The sequence below is a fragment of the Erwinia sp. genome, from assembly GCF_049696395.1.
Lineage (GTDB): Bacteria > Pseudomonadota > Gammaproteobacteria > Enterobacterales > Enterobacteriaceae > Erwinia.
Window position 1 is genome coordinate 1 of sequence record NZ_JBAVTT010000176.1, and the last position, 16,907, is coordinate 16,907.

16 protein-coding genes are annotated in these 16,907 nt (G+C 53.3%); 8 read left to right on the forward strand and 8 right to left on the reverse strand.

Annotated elements, in window-relative coordinates; translation table 11 throughout:
• Positions 1 to 296: 296 nt before the first annotated feature.
• Positions 297 to 857 carry a D-glycero-beta-D-manno-heptose 1,7-bisphosphate 7-phosphatase gene (gene gmhB / locus WCC56_RS20205; protein ID WP_424694105.1) on the reverse strand — a complete coding sequence of 187 codons (561 nt, stop codon included), beginning with the start codon at positions 855 to 857 and terminating at the stop codon, positions 297 to 299.
• A 178-nt stretch (positions 858 to 1,035) separates the two neighbouring features.
• On the opposite strand from gmhB, the gene metN reads away from it, so the two are divergent.
• From metN to proS, 6 genes are all read left to right on the forward strand, one after another.
• Complete coding sequence (gene metN / locus WCC56_RS20210; RefSeq protein ID WP_424694106.1) at positions 1,036 to 2,067, forward strand: methionine ABC transporter ATP-binding protein MetN; 1,032 nt, start codon at positions 1,036 to 1,038, stop codon at positions 2,065 to 2,067.
• Positions 2,060 to 2,713 carry a methionine ABC transporter permease MetI gene (locus WCC56_RS20215; RefSeq protein WP_424694107.1) on the forward strand — a complete coding sequence of 218 codons (654 nt, stop codon included), beginning with the start codon at positions 2,060 to 2,062 and terminating at the stop codon, positions 2,711 to 2,713. Before metN ends, WCC56_RS20215 begins: the two co-directional genes overlap by 8 nt.
• A 30-nt stretch (positions 2,714 to 2,743) precedes the next feature.
• Entirely contained in the window at positions 2,744 to 3,559 is an 816-nt protein-coding gene (locus WCC56_RS20220) for a MetQ/NlpA family lipoprotein (RefSeq protein WP_424694108.1), read from the forward strand.
• A gap of 146 nt (positions 3,560 to 3,705) precedes the next feature.
• Positions 3,706 to 4,110, forward strand: a complete 405-nt coding sequence (rcsF, locus tag WCC56_RS20225) for an Rcs stress response system protein RcsF (protein ID WP_424694109.1) — start codon at positions 3,706 to 3,708, stop codon at positions 4,108 to 4,110.
• Positions 4,107 to 4,814, forward strand: a complete 708-nt coding sequence (tsaA, locus tag WCC56_RS20230; protein ID WP_424694110.1) for a tRNA (N6-threonylcarbamoyladenosine(37)-N6)-methyltransferase TrmO — start codon at positions 4,107 to 4,109, stop codon at positions 4,812 to 4,814. Before rcsF ends, tsaA begins: the two co-directional genes overlap by 4 nt.
• Positions 4,815 to 4,924: 110 nt before the next feature.
• On the forward strand, positions 4,925 to 6,643 hold the full coding sequence (gene proS / locus WCC56_RS20235; protein WP_424694111.1) for a proline--tRNA ligase: 1,719 nt from the start codon (positions 4,925 to 4,927) through the stop codon (positions 6,641 to 6,643).
• 108 nt (positions 6,644 to 6,751) lie between these two features.
• Here proS and arfB read toward each other — a convergent pair whose 3' ends face one another.
• Together arfB and WCC56_RS20245 are read right to left on the reverse strand one after the other, a co-directional pair.
• Positions 6,752 to 7,174 (reverse strand): alternative ribosome rescue aminoacyl-tRNA hydrolase ArfB, encoded by a 423-nt coding sequence (gene arfB, locus WCC56_RS20240; protein WP_424694112.1) that lies wholly within the window; start codon positions 7,172 to 7,174, stop codon positions 6,752 to 6,754.
• Complete coding sequence (locus WCC56_RS20245) at positions 7,171 to 7,725, reverse strand: YaeQ family protein (RefSeq protein WP_424694113.1); 555 nt, start codon at positions 7,723 to 7,725, stop codon at positions 7,171 to 7,173. The genes arfB and WCC56_RS20245 overlap by 4 nt, the downstream gene beginning before the upstream one ends.
• A 132-nt stretch (positions 7,726 to 7,857) precedes the next feature.
• Here WCC56_RS20245 and WCC56_RS20250 point away from each other — a divergent pair, with 132 nt between their 5' ends.
• Together WCC56_RS20250 and rof are read left to right on the forward strand one after the other, a co-directional pair.
• On the forward strand, positions 7,858 to 8,058 hold the full coding sequence (locus tag WCC56_RS20250) for a YaeP family protein (RefSeq protein WP_071822098.1): 201 nt from the start codon (positions 7,858 to 7,860) through the stop codon (positions 8,056 to 8,058).
• Positions 8,045 to 8,308 (forward strand): Rho-binding antiterminator, encoded by a 264-nt coding sequence (gene rof, locus WCC56_RS20255; RefSeq protein WP_424694114.1) that lies wholly within the window; start codon positions 8,045 to 8,047, stop codon positions 8,306 to 8,308. Before WCC56_RS20250 ends, rof begins: the two co-directional genes overlap by 14 nt.
• Before the next feature lie 36 nt (positions 8,309 to 8,344).
• Here the strand turns inward: rof and tilS are convergent, their stop codons facing one another.
• The 5 genes from tilS to dnaE all read right to left on the reverse strand — a co-directional run bounded on the left by tilS (position 8,345) and on the right by dnaE (position 16,893).
• Complete coding sequence (tilS, locus tag WCC56_RS20260) at positions 8,345 to 9,646, reverse strand: tRNA lysidine(34) synthetase TilS (RefSeq protein WP_424694115.1); 1,302 nt, start codon at positions 9,644 to 9,646, stop codon at positions 8,345 to 8,347.
• Positions 9,647 to 9,709: 63 nt separating this feature from the next.
• Positions 9,710 to 10,099: a VOC family protein gene (locus WCC56_RS20265; RefSeq protein WP_424694116.1), complete on the reverse strand. Its 390-nt coding sequence runs from the start codon at positions 10,097 to 10,099 to the stop codon at positions 9,710 to 9,712.
• Positions 10,100 to 10,175: 76 nt separating this feature from the next.
• Complete coding sequence (locus WCC56_RS20270; RefSeq protein WP_424694117.1) at positions 10,176 to 12,323, reverse strand: lysine decarboxylase LdcC; 2,148 nt, start codon at positions 12,321 to 12,323, stop codon at positions 10,176 to 10,178.
• Positions 12,324 to 12,438: 115 nt separating this feature from the next.
• Positions 12,439 to 13,398 (reverse strand): acetyl-CoA carboxylase carboxyl transferase subunit alpha, encoded by a 960-nt coding sequence (gene accA, locus WCC56_RS20275; RefSeq protein ID WP_424694118.1) that lies wholly within the window; start codon positions 13,396 to 13,398, stop codon positions 12,439 to 12,441.
• 12 nt (positions 13,399 to 13,410) lie between these two features.
• Positions 13,411 to 16,893, reverse strand: a complete 3,483-nt coding sequence (gene dnaE, locus WCC56_RS20280) for a DNA polymerase III subunit alpha (protein WP_424694119.1) — start codon at positions 16,891 to 16,893, stop codon at positions 13,411 to 13,413.
• Between the last annotated feature and the right edge of the window lie 14 nt (positions 16,894 to 16,907).

Sequence of the window (16,907 nt, forward strand, 5' to 3'; positions counted from 1 at the left end):
TTTACGTCCGGAGACGTTGATATCAATCCTGCGAGTGCCCACACAGATTGTCTGATAAATTGTTAAAGAGCGTTGCGGTAAGTGCCTTAGCGCCTTACTGCGAGGTGGCGTATATTACGCTTTCCTCTTTCAGAGTCAACCCCTTAAATCAGGAATTTTCTCTTCATCTTTCAGCACACTGAGCGTTTGCTCGTTGCCGTTCGATGGAGGCGCATTATAGGGATACGCCGCGGGAAGGCAAGCGTAAATCTGAACTTTTTTACCGTTCGATGAAACTTCGCGCAGAACGCTGCTTTTTAGCCCTGTTTGATGCGTGCGGGCAGGTCTGCAAGGCTATTAATCACCCAGTCAGCTGCTTTTTCACCCTCTTCGGTAATCGGCTTGCCGCTACGAACTAACACCTTTATTCCTACACCGGCTGCTTTACCTGCCAGCATGTCATCAATTTTATCGCCAACCATATAAGAAGCGGCCATATCAATGTTCAACTCTTTCTGAGCGGACAACAGCATACCAGGTTCTGGCTTACGGCAATCACACTGCTGGCGATACTCTTCTATTACTGCTTCCGGATGATGTGGGCAGAAATAGATGCCATCAAGGTCCACTTCACGGTCGGCCAGCGACCAGTCCATCCACTCGGTTAGCTGCATAAAGGTATCTTCAGTAAAGATGCCGCGTGCAATCCCGGATTGGTTAGTCACCATCACCAGCGCGAAGCCCATCTTCTTAAGCTCGTGCATGGCCTCAATGGCACCCTCTATAAACTGAAAGTTGTCGATCTCATGGACGTAACCATGATCCTCATTCATCGTGCCATCACGATCGAGAAATATGGCGGGGACTTTGTCTGTCACGTAGAAACTCCTGCTACTAAAGTTGCCGTAGAGTATCGCATGATTGCGCTAACGGTGAGAATGGCAGTTTGAATGACTTTGATTGATTTAGACGTCTGGATGCCTTAACATCCACTCGCATTTCGCTCAAGGCGATGCACTCAATACACGCCACGGATAACTGCACTACGATAATAAAATGATAAAACTTAACTCTATCACCAAAGTGTTCCAGCAAGGCACTCGCACGATTACAGCGCTGTCTGATGTCAGCCTGCACGTGCCTGCCGGGCAAATTTATGGCGTTATTGGCGCATCGGGCGCAGGGAAAAGTACCCTGATCCGCTGCGTTAATTTGCTTGAACGCCCCACGTCCGGCACTGTGCTGGTCGACGGTCAGGACCTCACCAGTCTTTCTGAAAGCCAGCTGACGAAAGCTCGCCGCCAGATTGGCATGATCTTCCAGCACTTTAACCTGATGAACTCCCGCACTGTAGCCGGGAATGTTGCCCTGCCGCTGGAGCTGGGTAAGCTGTCCCGCAGCGAGATCAACGCGCGAGTAAAAGAACTGCTGGAACTGGTAGGCCTGGCGGATAAACAAGACTCCTGGCCTGCCAACCTTTCCGGTGGACAGAAGCAACGTGTAGCCATCGCTCGTGCTCTGGCGACTAATCCAAAAGTGTTGCTGTGTGACGAAGCCACCAGCGCACTGGACCCGGCAACAACCCGCTCAATCCTCGAACTGCTGAAAGACATTAACCGCCGTTTGGGGATCACTATCTTGCTGATCACCCATGAGATGGACGTGGTTAAACGCATCTGCGACCAGGTTGCCGTGATCAGTAATGGCGAGCTGATTGAGCAGGACAGCGTCAGTGAAGTGTTCTCTCATCCCAAGACGCCGTTAGCCCAGCAATTTATCCAGTCGACTCTGCATCTGGATATCCCGGAAGATTACAGCGCGCGTCTGTCGGCAGCGAACAAACCGGACAGCGTGCCTTTATTACGCCTGGAATTCACAGGTCAGTCTGTTGATGCACCGCTGCTGTCCGAGTCGGCCCGTCGCTTCAATGTGAATAACAATATTATCAGTGCCCAAATGGATTACGCCGGTGGTGTGAAGTTTGGCATCATGCTGACCGAAATGCATGGCACCGAGGCCGATACTCAGGCGGCTATTACGTTCCTGAAAGAGCATCATGTAAAGGTAGAGGTACTAGGTTATGTCTGAGGCGATGATCCTGCTTCTTTGCCGGGGCGTCTGGGAGACGCTGGTCATGACTTTTGTCTCTGGCTTCTTCGGTTTTGTTATTGGTCTGCCGCTTGGCGTTCTTTTATATGTCACTCGTCCAGGCCAGATCATGGAAAGCCGTTCACTGTATCGCTCGCTGTCGGCGCTGGTGAATATCTTCCGCGCGATCCCCTTCATTATCCTGTTGGTGTGGATGATTCCGTTCACCCGCATGATCGTCGGCACCTCCATTGGCTTACAGGCGGCGATTGTGCCACTGACTATCGGCGCTGCACCCTTTATTGCCCGTATGGTTGAGAACACATTATTGGAACTGCCTACTGGCTTGATCGAGGCTTCCCGCGCGATGGGCGCCACGCCGTTCCAGATCGTGAAGAAAGTTCTGCTACCTGAAGCACTGCCAGGCTTAATTAATGCCGCTACCATTACGCTGATTACGCTGGTTGGTTATTCCGCTATGGGCGGTGCCGTGGGTGCCGGCGGTCTGGGCCAGATTGGTATTCAGTATGGTTATATCGGTTATAACGCTACGGTGATGAATACGGTATTAGTGTTGTTGGTTGTTCTAGTGTATTTGATTCAGTTCTGTGGCGACCGCATTGCACGTGCCGTCACTCACAAATAAACAACAGTCCGATTAAATTAAGGAAGGGATATGTCTTTTAACTTTAAAACATTTGCCGCTGTGGGCGCGCTGATTGGTACTTTGGCGCTGGTTGGTTGCGATCAGAAAGAGAAAGATCCAAACCACATCAAAGTCGGCGTAATAGTTGGCGCTGAGCAGCAGGTTGCTGAAGTGGCCAAGCAGGTTGCTAAAGATAAATACGGTCTGGACGTTGAGCTGGTAACCTTCAACGATTACGTGTTGCCGAACGAAGCGCTGAGCAAAGGCGACATCGATGTAAATGCCTTCCAGCACAAACCTTATCTGGATCAGCAGATCAAGGATCGCGGCTATAAGTTAACGTCGGTAGGCAATACCTTCGTTTACCCAATCGCGGGCTACTCCAAGAAGATTAAATCCCTGGATGAGCTGCAGAACGGTGCACAGGTTGCTATCCCTAACGATCCAACCAACTTAGGTCGTTCACTGCTGCTGTTGCAGAAGGTCGGCCTGATCAAGCTGAAAGAAGGCACTGGTTTGCTGCCAACCTCTCTGGATGTGGTTGAGAACCCGAAGAACATCAAACTGGTTGAACTGGAAGCGCCTCAGCTGCCACGTTCACTGGACGATCAGCAGATCGCTCTGGCAGTGATCAACACCACTTACGCCAGCCAGATCAACCTGACCCCACAAAAAGACGGCATCTTCGTAGAAGGGAAAGACTCCCCTTACGTGAACATGATCGTTGCCCGTGAAGACAATAAAGACGCGGAAAACGTGAAGAAATTCGTGCAGGCATACCAGTCTGACGAAGTGAACGCCGCAGCTAACAAGATTTTCAACGGCGGTGCGGTTAAAGGCTGGTAAGCCTGTTACCTGCGAAGAGTATCGCAGAAACAGCTTTACCCAGTACGAAGCGGGCTTTTGCCCGCTTTTTGCCTTTTTAAGCGCTTGTTATTTCCCCGAAGGCTTGTTTCAATAACGCCACTTTTACCGAACATGAGGATAGTCCCATGCGTGTTTTACCGCTCTGTTTGTTAGCCCTTTCGCTGACAGGGTGTTCGTTGATGCAGAAACCTTATAAGCCCGTCGAACCCTTCAAGCAGACTACGCAAACTCAGCCACAACGCAGCAAACCGCAAACGCGGCCTGCTCCGGTAAAACTCTATACGGATGCCAGCGATCTGGTGAGCAAACCATTCCGCGATCTTGGTGAAGTTTACGGTGATGATTGCCAGGCCAGCGCGCAAAGCTCGCCGCCAAATCTCAACACTGCCCGTAAAAGAATGCAGATCCGCGCTTCCGCAATGAAAGCCAATGCGGTGCTGGTTCACCAGTGTGAAATCGTCAGCAATGCGCAGGGCTGCTACCGCCAGGCCGTTTGCCAGGGTTCAGCGTTGAAAGTCTCTAATCAATGAGTGAATTTTCCTTCCAGCAAATTGCTACCGTTCGTTCCCCCTGGAAGGAGAAGTTCGCCGTTCCCCGCCAGCCCGGCCTGATTGAAGATGGCGGCGGAGAACTACACCTTCACGCACCTTATAATCAGCCCGAAGCCGTTCGTGGCCTGGAAGCCTTCAGCCACCTGTGGCTGTTGTTTGTCTTTCATCAGACAATGGAAGGCGGCTGGAGGCCAACTGTCCGCCCTCCCCGCCTTGGCGGTAACGCGCGGATGGGGGTATTCGCCACCCGCTCCACCTTCCGGCCCAACCCCATCGGCATGTCGCTGGTTGAGCTTAAAGGCATCCGCACTGAGAAGGGCCAGGTGATTCTCGAACTGGGCAGTCTGGATCTGGTCGATGGCACGCCGATAGTCGACATCAAGCCCTACCTTCCCTTTGCCGAGTCGGTTGCTGATGCCAGGGCTGGGTTTGCCCAACAGGCACCGGAAGCCAGCATGTCAGTGACGTTTTCGCCGCTGGCGCAACAGCAGCTTGCTTCACACCACCAGCAGTATCCTCATCTGGAACGCTTTATTACTCAGGTTCTGGCGCAGGATCCTCGTCCAGCCTACCGTAAAGGTGAAGAGCCCGAACGTGAATACGCGGCCTGGCTGCTGGATTTCAACGTTCGCTGGTGTGTAAACGCAGCGGGAACCGTAGTGATTGCGCTGGATCCCCGTTAATTTATTCCCCTGCATCTTTTGAGTCTTCGGCCACGCTGGTACACTAGCCGCCAGAATTTTTTTGGCTCTGCTTACTTCGAATAGCTTTCCGCTTAATGGAATCGTAACTCATGCGTACTACTCAATATCTGCTCTCCACCCAAAAGGAGACGCCAGCCGACGCTGAAGTGATCAGCCACCAGCTGATGCTGCGTGCCGGGATGATCCGCAAACTGGCCTCAGGGTTATACACCTGGCTGCCAACCGGTCTGCGCGTACTGAAAAAAGTTGAAAACATCGTGCGTGAAGAGATGAACAACGCCGGTGCGATTGAGATTTCCATGCCGGTAGTTCAGCCCGCCGATTTATGGCAGGAGAGTGGACGCTGGGAGCAATATGGTCCTGAGCTGCTGCGCTTTGTGGATCGTGGCGACCGTCCGTTTGTGCTCGGTCCAACGCATGAAGAAGTGGTCACCGATCTGATCCGTAACGAGCTGAGCTCTTACAAGCAGCTGCCGCTGAATGTGTTCCAGATCCAGACCAAATTCCGTGACGAAGTGCGCCCACGTTTCGGCGTGATGCGCTCGCGTGAGTTCATCATGAAAGATGCCTACTCCTTCCACGCTTCGCAGGAGTCTTTGCAGGCTACCTACGATGATATGTACCGCGCCTACAGCCAAAGCTTCAAGCGTATGGGGCTGGATTTCCGTGCTGTGCAGGCGGATACCGGTTCTATCGGTGGCAGTGCTTCCCATGAGTTCCAGGTTCTGGCACAGAGCGGTGAAGATGATGTGATCTTCTCTACCGAATCTGATTACGCGGCGAATATTGAGTTTGCAGAAGCCGTGGCGCCAGCTGGCGGCCGTGCAGATGCTAAACAGCCCCTGCAAGAAATCGATACACCCAATGCGAAAACTATCGCTGAGCTGGTTGAACAGTTCAATCTGCCGGTTGAGAAAACCGTGAAAACGCTGATGGTGAAAGCGACCAAAGAGAGTGGCCATACGCTGGTAGCTCTGCTGGTGCGTGGCGACCATGCGCTGAACGAAATCAAAGCCGAGAAGTTGGATCTGATTGAAGCACCGCTGACTTTCGCTACTGAAGAAGAGATTCGGGCGATTGTGGGTGCCGGTCCAGGTTCACTCGGTCCCGTTGGTCTGAACATGCCAATCATCATCGACCGCACTGTTGCGGTGATGAGTGACTTCTCCGCCGGTGCCAACGTTGATGGTAAGCACTTTACCGGCATCAACTGGCAGCGCGATCTGCCACTGCCGCGTGTGGAAGACATCCGCAACGTGGTAGAAGGCGATGCCAGCCCAGACGGGAAAGGCACACTGCAGATCAAACGTGGCATTGAAGTTGGCCATATCTTCCAGCTGGGGACTAAGTACTCCGAGGCGATGAAAGCTTCCGTGCAGGGCGAAGATGGACGCAATCAGATCCTGACCATGGGCTGTTACGGCATTGGTATCACCCGTATCGTGGCGGCTTCCATTGAGCAGAATCACGATGAACGCGGCATTATCTGGCCTGCAGCACTGGCACCTTTCCAGGTGGCCATTCTGCCAATGAATATGCACAAATCTTTCCGTGTGAAAGAGCTGGCAGAAGAGCTGTACGCTCAGTTACGCGCTAAAGGCATTGACGTGATCCTCGACGATCGTAAAGAGCGTCCGGGCGTGATGTTTGCGGATATGGAACTGATCGGCGTGCCGCACACTATCGTGATTGGCGACCGTAACCTCGACAGCGAAGAAGTTGAGTACAAATCCCGTCGTGAAGGCGAGAAGCGGATGATTAAAACCGGTGAAATCCTCGATTTCCTGGTCAGCGAAATCAACGGCTGATAAAACAGCGGGCCGGATAATCACATATCCGGCCCGCACCTTGCTTCACCAGCCTTCTTTAAACACTTCCCTTCTGTTTCTCTCGAACTGTTCCTTGTCTTACTGGCATTACTCAGCCGGTCCGCGCATTTTTCCGCGTAACGATTTCGTTGTCGCTTTGCGTGTTTTGCTTTCAAGCCTGCGTTTCTTCGAAGCCAACGTTGGCCGCGTAGCTCGCCGCGCTTTTTCTACCACCGTCAGCTCCTGGATCAAATTCTCCAGTCGCTTCAGCGCGGCTTCGCGGTTCATCTCCTGACTGCGATACTCCTGCGCCTTGATGATCACCACGCCTTCCGGGGTAATCAGATGGTGGCTGACCGCCATCAGTCGCTCTTTATAGTATTCAGGCAGGCTTGAGGCGCGGATATCGAAACGCAGATGGATTGCCGTCGAACTTTTATTGACGTTTTGCCCGCCGTTTCCCTGAGCCCTGATCGCCGTCAGCTCCAGCTCGCTATCAGGGATTGTGACGTTGCGCGACAGAATAATCATGCGCGCTTGCCGTTAACCAACCAGTCAGTGAAGCGCAGCTCCAGGTGGTTTTGGTCGTCGGAAAGCCAGACAGTGCCGTCCTGAATGGTGGCCTGCAGCGTCATCGAGCGGGAGGCCAACTTGATCAGCGCATTCAGTTGCTCATCGTCGATGAAACGAATGGTCAAATTATCCTGCTGTGCCAGTTTGCTCTGGTTCTGCTGCCACCACATCTGAGCTGCACGTCCGTTATAGGTATATAACACTACGCTGGTTGAGCGATTACAGGCTCTTTTCACCCTTCTCTCTTCTGGCAAGCCCAAATCAACCCACAGCTCAATACCGTTGTGATCGTTCATCAGCCAGATTTCTGGCTCATCTTCTGCGCTCAAGCCCCGGGTAAAGACCAGACGTTCATGGGCGTTCACCAGCCAGGCAAGCAGGCGCAGCATCAGACGCTCTTCGGTTTCCGAGGGATGGCGGGCCAGCGTGAGGTTGCTGTCGATAAAAACATTTCTGTCCATATCCGCAACGTTGACCGTCGCTTTATAAATGGTCGCTTTAAGTGCCATGGGGTTCCTTATGGTTATTGGCCGCTATTGTAACCCGTTGACACAGCAAATCACTGTCCGGTGGGCTGATTTCACGCAAAAGCCTGTGTTATAGTCGTAAAATAGCCAGAGAAAACTCTGAGTGAGGTGCAAATGCAAAAGTATTGTGAATTAGTTCGCCGCAAATATGCCCAGATAGGCAGCGGCGATCTGGGATACGTGCCAGACGCATTAGGTTGCGTACTGAAAGCACTTGACGAGGTAGCTGCCAATACTGAGCTACACTCTTCCATCAGGGAACAGGCAGCTTTTGCTGCTGCAAACTTATTGGTGAGCGATTATGTTGACGAATGAAGCCTACAAACCGATAAACTGCGACGATTACGACAACCTGGAACTTGCCTGCCAGAACAGCTGGATGCTGGCTCTGGAACTGAAAGATGGTGAAAAGCTGAAGGCCAAAGCCACCGACATGGTGTCTCGAAAGAATGTGGAATATCTGGCTATCGATCTTTCAGGTGAAGTCCGTGAGCTGAGACTGGACCATATTGCCAGCTTCAGCCATCCAGATCTGGGCACCGTTGTGGTCAGCGAATCTGATTAATCCTCCGGGCGGAATCTCTTCCGCCCAAGCTCCAGATTATCCCTGTTTTATCCAGCTCACTTGCCAGTAAACGTCCTTATCCGCTTTTCCTTCCCGCGTGACAAATACCCCAACGGCTGCAATCAACGTTTCGCCATAAAACAGCAAAGGCGTGCGATCGCGTTGCCAGGGCGGGATCCCCTTTTCCTGCCAGATCTTTTTCAGCGAGCGGCTGCCAGCCCGATCGATAAGATGAAACTTCCCCTGAGCCTGGAAACGCACGCTAACGGCTTCCCCGGCGAGAGGTGCCCGAATCTTCATGCCTGCATCATCACGCAGCAAGTGCCCCAGCTGTTGCGGCAAACTTAACGCTGTTGCAGTCAAAGGCCAGCGGATAATCACCTCACTGACCGGCTCAGTCAGTGCCAGCCAGTAAAGCCGCTCGCGATAGCGCCTGACTTCAAACGAGCCAAGGCGCAAACGAGGTTCAGCATCTTCACGGCTGCAAGCCACTTCCTGCCAGAGTCGCTGCAGTGACTCTTTCGACGGCATCAGTCCCCCCTGCAGAGCAATCCAGCGCCGGAGAAGTGCGGCACGTCTGACTTCACTCATCGCCAGCAGAGGCGCCCACTCCATACCTCCAGCCGCATCCACCAGCTTACCCAGTGATTCAGCCAGCAATTCATCCAGCAGTTGCTCCTGCTCACCGCATAGCGTGGCGCTGCGGGCAACTGAATGCGCGAAATGTGGCCAGCGGCTGACCAGTTCAGGGATGACTTTTTGCCGCAGGAAGTTGCGGTCAAAACGGGTGTCCTGATTGCTGTCATCCTCAATCCAGCTCAAGGCATGTTCTGCTGCCCAGGCTTCGAGTTGCAGGCGGGTTTGGGACAATAAAGGACGAAGCAGAGTTTGCGTGCCTAACAAAGACTGAACGGGCATTCCCGCCAGGCCAGCTGGCCCGCTACCCCGCTTTAAGGCAAGCAGTAAGGTTTCACACTGATCGTCCTGATGCTGCGCAGTTAGCAGGCTCTCAAGCGGTCTGAGATGCTGAGCAAAAGCCTGATAACGAGCTTCACGGGCAGCGGCTTCCACCCCTTTCTCACGGCTATCCAGCGTGACATACACCACTTCCAGCTCAACCTGCCAACGCTGGCACTGCTGCTGGCAATGTTCCACCCAGCCATCAGCCAGCGGATTCAGTCCATGATGAATGTGGATTGCCCGCAGTTGCAGATCGCCCCGCTGTTCACGCAGCGTAACCAGCTGATGCAGCAGAACCGTGGAATCCAGCCCACCGCTGAAGCCCACCAGCAGATGCTGATGTCCGGCGAGGTGCTGAGCAAGTGCGTGCAGTGACATGAGAATTCCGTTACGGGAGGAGATAAACCCGGCCAGAGTTGACCGGGTCAGAATGGCGCTATATTACGCCTGATAGAGCTCCAGCGGCAAACCGTCCGGATCGTTGAAGAAGGTAAAGCGCTTATCGGTCACCGGATCGATACGGATATCTTCACAACTCACCCCTTTTGATTCCAGATGCGCTTTAGCGGCATCAATATTGTCAACGCTGAAGGCCAGATGGCGCAAGCCACAGGATTCAGGCTGAGTCGGGCGCGAAGGAGGGAAAGGGAAAGAGAACAGTTCAATGGTGTACTGACCGTTCAGGGCCAAATCCCCTTTCCAGGAGTCGCGAGCTTCACGGTACACTTCGCCCATCAAGGTAAACCCCAGAATGTCACAGTAGAAGTCCTTACTGACCTGATACTGGCTGGCGATAATAGCGATGTGGTGGACCTGCTTAATACCTAACATAATAACTCCTTGATAATGGCTTCTATCCCTTACTTTACGCAGGCCCTCAGCGGCCGACAATGGCACTATTCTGGAATTAATCGACCGGATTTTTTAGCACCCGTACCAGATACTGTCCTTCTTCCGTCAGCTTAGCGCCGTGAATGTCCGTTTCAAAACCAGGATAGTGTTTGCCAATGGTGCAAAGCATCAGCAGGAAATCGAGCACCGCGCGGCTTTCATCAGTAATCATTTCCCCAGGCATCACCACTGGCACACCAGGCGGATAAGGCAGGATCATATTCGCGGAGACCCTCCCAACCAGCTGCGCTATCTCTACGGTTTCAACATTGCCTTTGACCTGCTGCTGGAACATCTGATGCGGCGTCATTTTCATTTCTGGCAAGGTGGCAAAGGCTTGCAGCATCAACCTTGGCAAATCGTGTTCACGGATCAGACGGTGGATCCCTTGGGCCAGATCCTGAATGCGCATCGTGCGATAGAAATCAGGATCCTCTGCATAGAGATCCGGCAGCATGTTTTTAACGCGCAAATTCAGATCGTAAGCCCGCTTGAACTCGGTTAAGCCGCGCAGCACGCTCATCGCTTTGGTTTTGTCGATGCCAATACTGAACAGGAACAACAGATTGTAAGGTCCGGTTTTTTCCACCACCACGCCACGTTCGTCGAGGAATTTAGCCACCAGCGCAGCCGGGATCCCCTCATCCGCCATCACACCCAGTTCGCTCATGCCTGGCGTGAGGATGGTGACTTTGATCGGATCCAGATACATATGATCCGCGTCTGCCTCTTTAAACCCGTGCCAGTCCTCTTCTCCCGGCTGGATTGCCCAGCATTCTGGCTCATCAACCCCTTCCGGCTGCCAGATATCGAAGAACCACCCTTCCGACTCTTCGTGCAGACGTTGCACTTCACGGCGGAAGTGCAGCGCACGCTCAACAGAGCGGTTAATCAGCCGTTTACCCGGATTGCCGCGCAGCATTGCCGCCGCCGTTTCGATAGAAGCGACGATCGAATAGTTTGGCGACGTGGTGGTGTGCATCATGTAGGCCTCATTGAAGGTTTCTTCGTCGTAGTCACCTTTAATGTGGATCAGCGAAGCCTGGGAAAATGCCGCCAGCAGTTTATGCGTTGACTGCGTTTCGTAGATCACTTTCCCTGGCGTTCGCTCACCGCTCATCCCACTTAATCCCTGATAGATTGGATGGAAATTGGTGTAAGGAACCCAGGCAGAATCAAAGTGGATCGACGGCACGTCCAGCGTCTCTTTGATGTAGTGGGTGTTATACAGCAGGCCGTCATAGGTTGAATTGGTGATCACCGCATGCACCGGCCAGGTTGCCCTCTCGGTCTGGGCCACTTTGAGCGCGATGCTCTCTTTAGTGAATTCACGCTTAGGGATGCCGCCAAGAATGCCAAGTGCATTGCGGGTTGGCTTCAGCCAGATCGGGATAATATCGCTCATCATCAGCAGGTGAGTCAGCGACTTGTGGCAGTTGCGATCGATTAACACCGTACTGCCAGCGGCGGCGGCATACATCCCAACAATCTTATTCGACGTTGAGGTGCCATTAGTCACCATGTAGCTCTGTTCGGCTCCAAAAGTGCGGGCGACATACTCTTCGGCCTCCAGGTGCGGGCCAGTGTGATCCAGCAGCGATCCCAGCTCAGTCACTGAGATGGAGATATCCGCTTTTAAGGTGTTGGCACCGAAGAAATCATAGAACAGCGTACCGACCGGGCTTTTCTGGAAGGCTGTGCCGGCCATATGGCCCGGCGTGCAGAAGGTGTATTTCCCCTCTTTCACATAGTTGAACAGCGCTTTGGTCAACGGAGGCGTAATCGTATCAATGTATTCGTTGGTGTACTGGCGGATGCGCTGGGCAATCTCTTCTGACACACCAAGACCATATTCAAAGAAATACATCGCCATGCGCATCTCATTGATGCTCACGTCCATGCTGGAATGGGTGTTGATAAAGGCGTAGAGCGGAAGATATTCATTCAGCAGCTGGATTTCGCTGCACAGATCCTGGCTGTATTCATCCCAGTCGAAGATAACGCCGCAGATCCGGGGATTGTGTTCAATCAGCTTGAGCAGGTCGTTAGCATCTTTCGGGTAGATGGTCTGGAATCCCTGGGCGTTCAGCGCCCCGTCCAGTTCACGGATGGGTTCATCTTTATAGAATGCGTTATGCGGTCCCATGATCGCGATGATATTCAATGCGTACCTCCTGGTATTGTGCAGCAGGGGTAAGCATAGCGAAGATGGCGGGCAGAAGGGAAAAAATTGGGGATGAACCACCCACAACATCCTGTTGTGAGTGGATCATGAACTGTCAGGCGTAGCCGTAGTTCATCAAACGCTGGTAACGACGGTCCAGCAGTTCTTCTGTACTCAGCACGTCCAGATCGGCCAAATCGGCCAGCAGCTGCGCTTTCATGGAGGCACCAATAGCCAGTGGATCGCGATGCGCTCCGCCTAATGGCTCTGGGATCACCGTGTCGATCAGCTTCAGTTCTTTCAGGCGCGGAGCAACAATGCCCATCGCTTCTGCGGCCAGCGGTGCTTTATCAGCACTTTTCCACAAAATTGAGGCACAGCCTTCCGGTGAAATCACCGAATAGGTGCTGTACTGCAGCATGTTTACTTTGTCGCCAACGCCGATAGCCAGCGCGCCACCGGAACCACCTTCACCGATGACGGTACAGATGACCGGCACTTTCAGGCCAGACATCTCACGCAGGTTGCGTGCGATAGCCTCGGACTGACCGCGCTCTTCTGCGCCAACACCCGGATAAGCACCAGGCGTGTCGATAAAGGTGATGATTGGCATCTTGAAGCGCTCAGCCATCTCCATCAGACGCAGTGCTTTACGGTAGCCTTCAGGTGCAGGCATGCCGAAGTTACGACGAATTTTCTCTTTGGTTTCGCGGCCTTTCTGATGACCAATGATCATCACCGGGCGACCTTCCAGACGAGCGATCCCGCCAACAATGGCTTTATCATCCGCATAGGCGCGATCGCCTGCCAGCTCGTCAAAGTCAGTAAACACGTTGCGGACATAGTCCAGCGTGTAAGGACGCAAAGGGTGACGCGCTAATTTCGCGATCTGCCATGCGCCCAAATCGGAGAAGATCTTACGGGTCAGCTCTACGCTTTTCTCACGCAGTCGCTGAACTTCTTCATCCAGATTAATATCCAGTTTTTCATCCTGACGGCCAACCGACTTGAGTGAATCAATCTTCGCTTCAAGTTCTGCGATTGGCTGTTCGAAATCCAGGTAATTAAGACTCATAATATTCCTGTTTTAGTCAAACTCCAGTTCCACCTGCTCCGACCCTATCAGCGACCGCAATTCGTTTAATAAACGGTCGCTGGGCGACACACGCCAGGCTGCGCCGAAGCGCAACTTCGCCCGTGCATCCTCTCTCTGATAGTAGAGATGTACCGGAATGGTCCCCGAACGATGGGGTTCCAGGGATTGACGGAGACGGTTCAAAAGCTGGTCATCAATTTGCCTGTCCGTCAGCGAGATAGCAAGCCCACGAGCATATTTTTCACGGGCTTCATCAATGTCCATCACATCGCGGGCGGTCATTTTAAGCCCCCCGCTGAAGTCATCGAAGCTGACCTGTCCGCTGACGATCAGGATACGGTCTTTTTCCAACAAATGCTGGAACTTCTCTAACGCATCTGTGAATAACATCACTTCCAGCCGACCAGAGCGGTCGTCCAGCGTGCAGATGCCAATCCGGTTACCGCGTTTTGTTACCATTACGCGGGCCGCCACCACCAGACCGACGGCCATGGTCATTTTGCCACGATCGGTCGGGTGCATGTCTTTCAGGCGCATTCCCCCAACGTAGCGCTCGATCTCTTTCAGATACTGATTGATCGGGTGCCCGGTTAAGTAAAGCCCTAATGTTTCTCTTTCGCCATCCAGCTGAACCTGTTCAGGCCAGCGCTTGATGTCGGCATAGGATTTTTCAATGTGCGCTGGCTCTTCCGCCAGCACGCCAAACATATCGGCCTGGCCGATAGCTTCGGCTTTGGCATGCTGATCGGCGGCTTTCAAGGCTTCTGGCAGCGCGCTCATCAAAGCGGCGCGATGCGGCCCAAGACGGTCAAAGGCGCCGGACATCACCAGCTTTTCCAGTACTCGACGGTTAAGCTTCTTAGTATCGGTACGGGCGCACAGGTCAAACAGCTCGCGGAAATAGCCGCCTTCGTTACGGGCTTCGATGATCGCTTCAATCGGGCCTTCACCCACGCCTTTAATGGCGCCGATGCCGTAGACAATTTCGCCGTCATCGTTAACGTGGAACTGGTACTGGCCGGAGTTGATATCAGGCGGCAAGACTTTCAGCCCCATACGCCAGCATTCATCGACCAGACCAACCACCTTCTCGGTGTTGTCCATATCGGCAGTCATTACCGCAGCCATAAACTCAGCCGGATAGTGCGCTTTCAACCACAGTGTCTGGTAAGAGACCAGTGCATAAGCAGCAGAGTGAGATTTGTTAAAACCATAACCGGCGAATTTCTCTACCAGGTCAAAGATTTTAACCGCCAGCTCCCCTTCAATGCCGCGAGACTTGGCACCATCTTCAAAGCCACCGCGCTGTTTTGCCATTTCGACCGGGTTCTTTTTACCCATCGCACGGCGGAGCATGTCTGCGCCACCCAGGCTGTAACCTGCCAGTACCTGAGCAATCTGCATAACCTGTTCCTGGTACAGGATGATGCCGTAGGTTGGCTCCAGTACCGGTTTCAGGGATTCATGCTGCCACTGGATATCCGGATAGGAGATCGCTTCCCGGCCATGCTTACGGTCAATAAAGTTATCTACCATGCCTGACTGCAACGGGCCAGGACGGAACAGCGCTACCAGTGCGATCATATCTTCGAAGCTGTCGGGCTTCAGACGTTTGATCAGATCTTTCATGCCGCGCGATTCAAGCTGGAACACCGCTGTGGTCTCAGATCGCTGCAGCATATCGAAACTTTTTTTATCTTCAAGCGGGATCGCGGCGATATCGATCGGCGGCTCGCCCTGCTTCTTGCGTCGGGCGTTGATCATCCCCAGCGCCCAGTCGATGATGGTCAGCGTTCGCAGGCCAAGGAAGTCGAACTTGACCAGCCCGGCATATTCCACATCGTTTTTATCGAACTGGGTAACCGGATAGTTCCCGTTTTCATCACAGTAAAGCGGCGCAAAGTCAGTGATTTGCGTCGGCGCTATCACTACACCACCGGCGTGCTTACCGGCGTTACGCGTGACGCCTTCCAGCTTGCGCGCCATATCGATCAGCGCTTTAACTTCTTCGTCGGCTTCGTAAATTTCGGGCAACTGCGGTTCAGCCGCAAACGCTTTTTCCAGCGTCATGCCAGGTTCTGGCGGGATCAGCTTGGAGATGCGATCGACAAAGCCATACGGATGACCCAGAACGCGACCAACGTCACGGACTACGGCTTTTGCCGCCATCGTACCGAAGGTGATAATCTGCGATACGGCTTTACGGCCATACATTTCGGCTACGTGCTCAATCACCAGATCGCGCTTTTCCATACAGAAGTCGACGTCGAAGTCGGGCATGGAGACACGTTCCGGGTTAAGGAAGCGTTCGAACAGCAGATCAAATTCCAGCGGATCGAGGTCGGTAATTTTTAGCGCATAGGCGACCAGGGAACCGGCACCGGAACCACGACCTGGCCCAACCGGCACGTCGTTATCCTTCGACCACTGGATAAATTCCATCACGATCAGGAAGTAGCCCGGGAAGCCCATCTGGTTGATCACGTTCAGTTCGATTTCGAGGCGATCGTCATACTCAGCACGTTTTTCTGCCCGCACGGCGGCATCCGGGAAGAGGAACTCAAGACGCTCTTCCAGACCTTCACGGGATTTCATCACCAGGAAGTCTTCCGTACTCATCTCGCCCGTTGGGAACTGCGGCAGGAAATACTCGCCCAAACGGATGGTGACGTTACAACGCTTAGCAATCTCTACGCTGTTAGCCAGCGCTTCAGGGATGTCCGAGAACAGCTCGCACATCTCCTCTTCGGTACGCAGATATTGCTGAGGGCTGTAGTTTTTCGGTCTTTTTGGATCGTCGAGCGTGAAACCGTCGTGGATCGCTACGCGAATTTCATGCGCATCAAAGTCCCCTTCTTCCAGGAAGCAAACTTCGTTGGTGGCCACCACAGGAATGTTATTGGCCATTGCCAGCTCTACGCCGGCGTGGACCCAAGTCTCTTCATCCTGCCGTCCGGTGCGGATCAACTCAAGATAATAGCGCTCCGGGAAGTATTGCTGATAGAACGCCAGGCATTCGGCAACCTGAGCATGATTTCCGCGCAACAGCATCTGACCAACGTCGCCACGACGTCCACCAGAGAGCAGGATCAATCCTTCGCCAAGTTCGATCAGCCAGTCACGATCGATGATCGGCCCGGCTGCACCGTAACCACGCTGGTAAGCTTTGGAGATCAACAACGTCAGGTTCTGGTAACCGGTGTTGTTAGCGGCAAGGATCGTCAGCTGGCCCAGTTCGTCGCCCATCGCATCACTGCTGACCTTAAAGTCTGCACCAACGATGGGTTTAACGCCCTGCCCGTGCGCACCGCCGTAGAATTTCACCAGGCCGCACAGGTTAAGATAGTCAGTGATGCCAATGGCCGGCATGCCCAGAGAAGCCGCTTTTTTCACCAACGGGCCAGTCTTGGCTAATCCATCAACCATGGAATAGTCACTGTGAACGCGTAAATGAATAAAACGAGGTTCGGCCATCTTGGATCCCACTT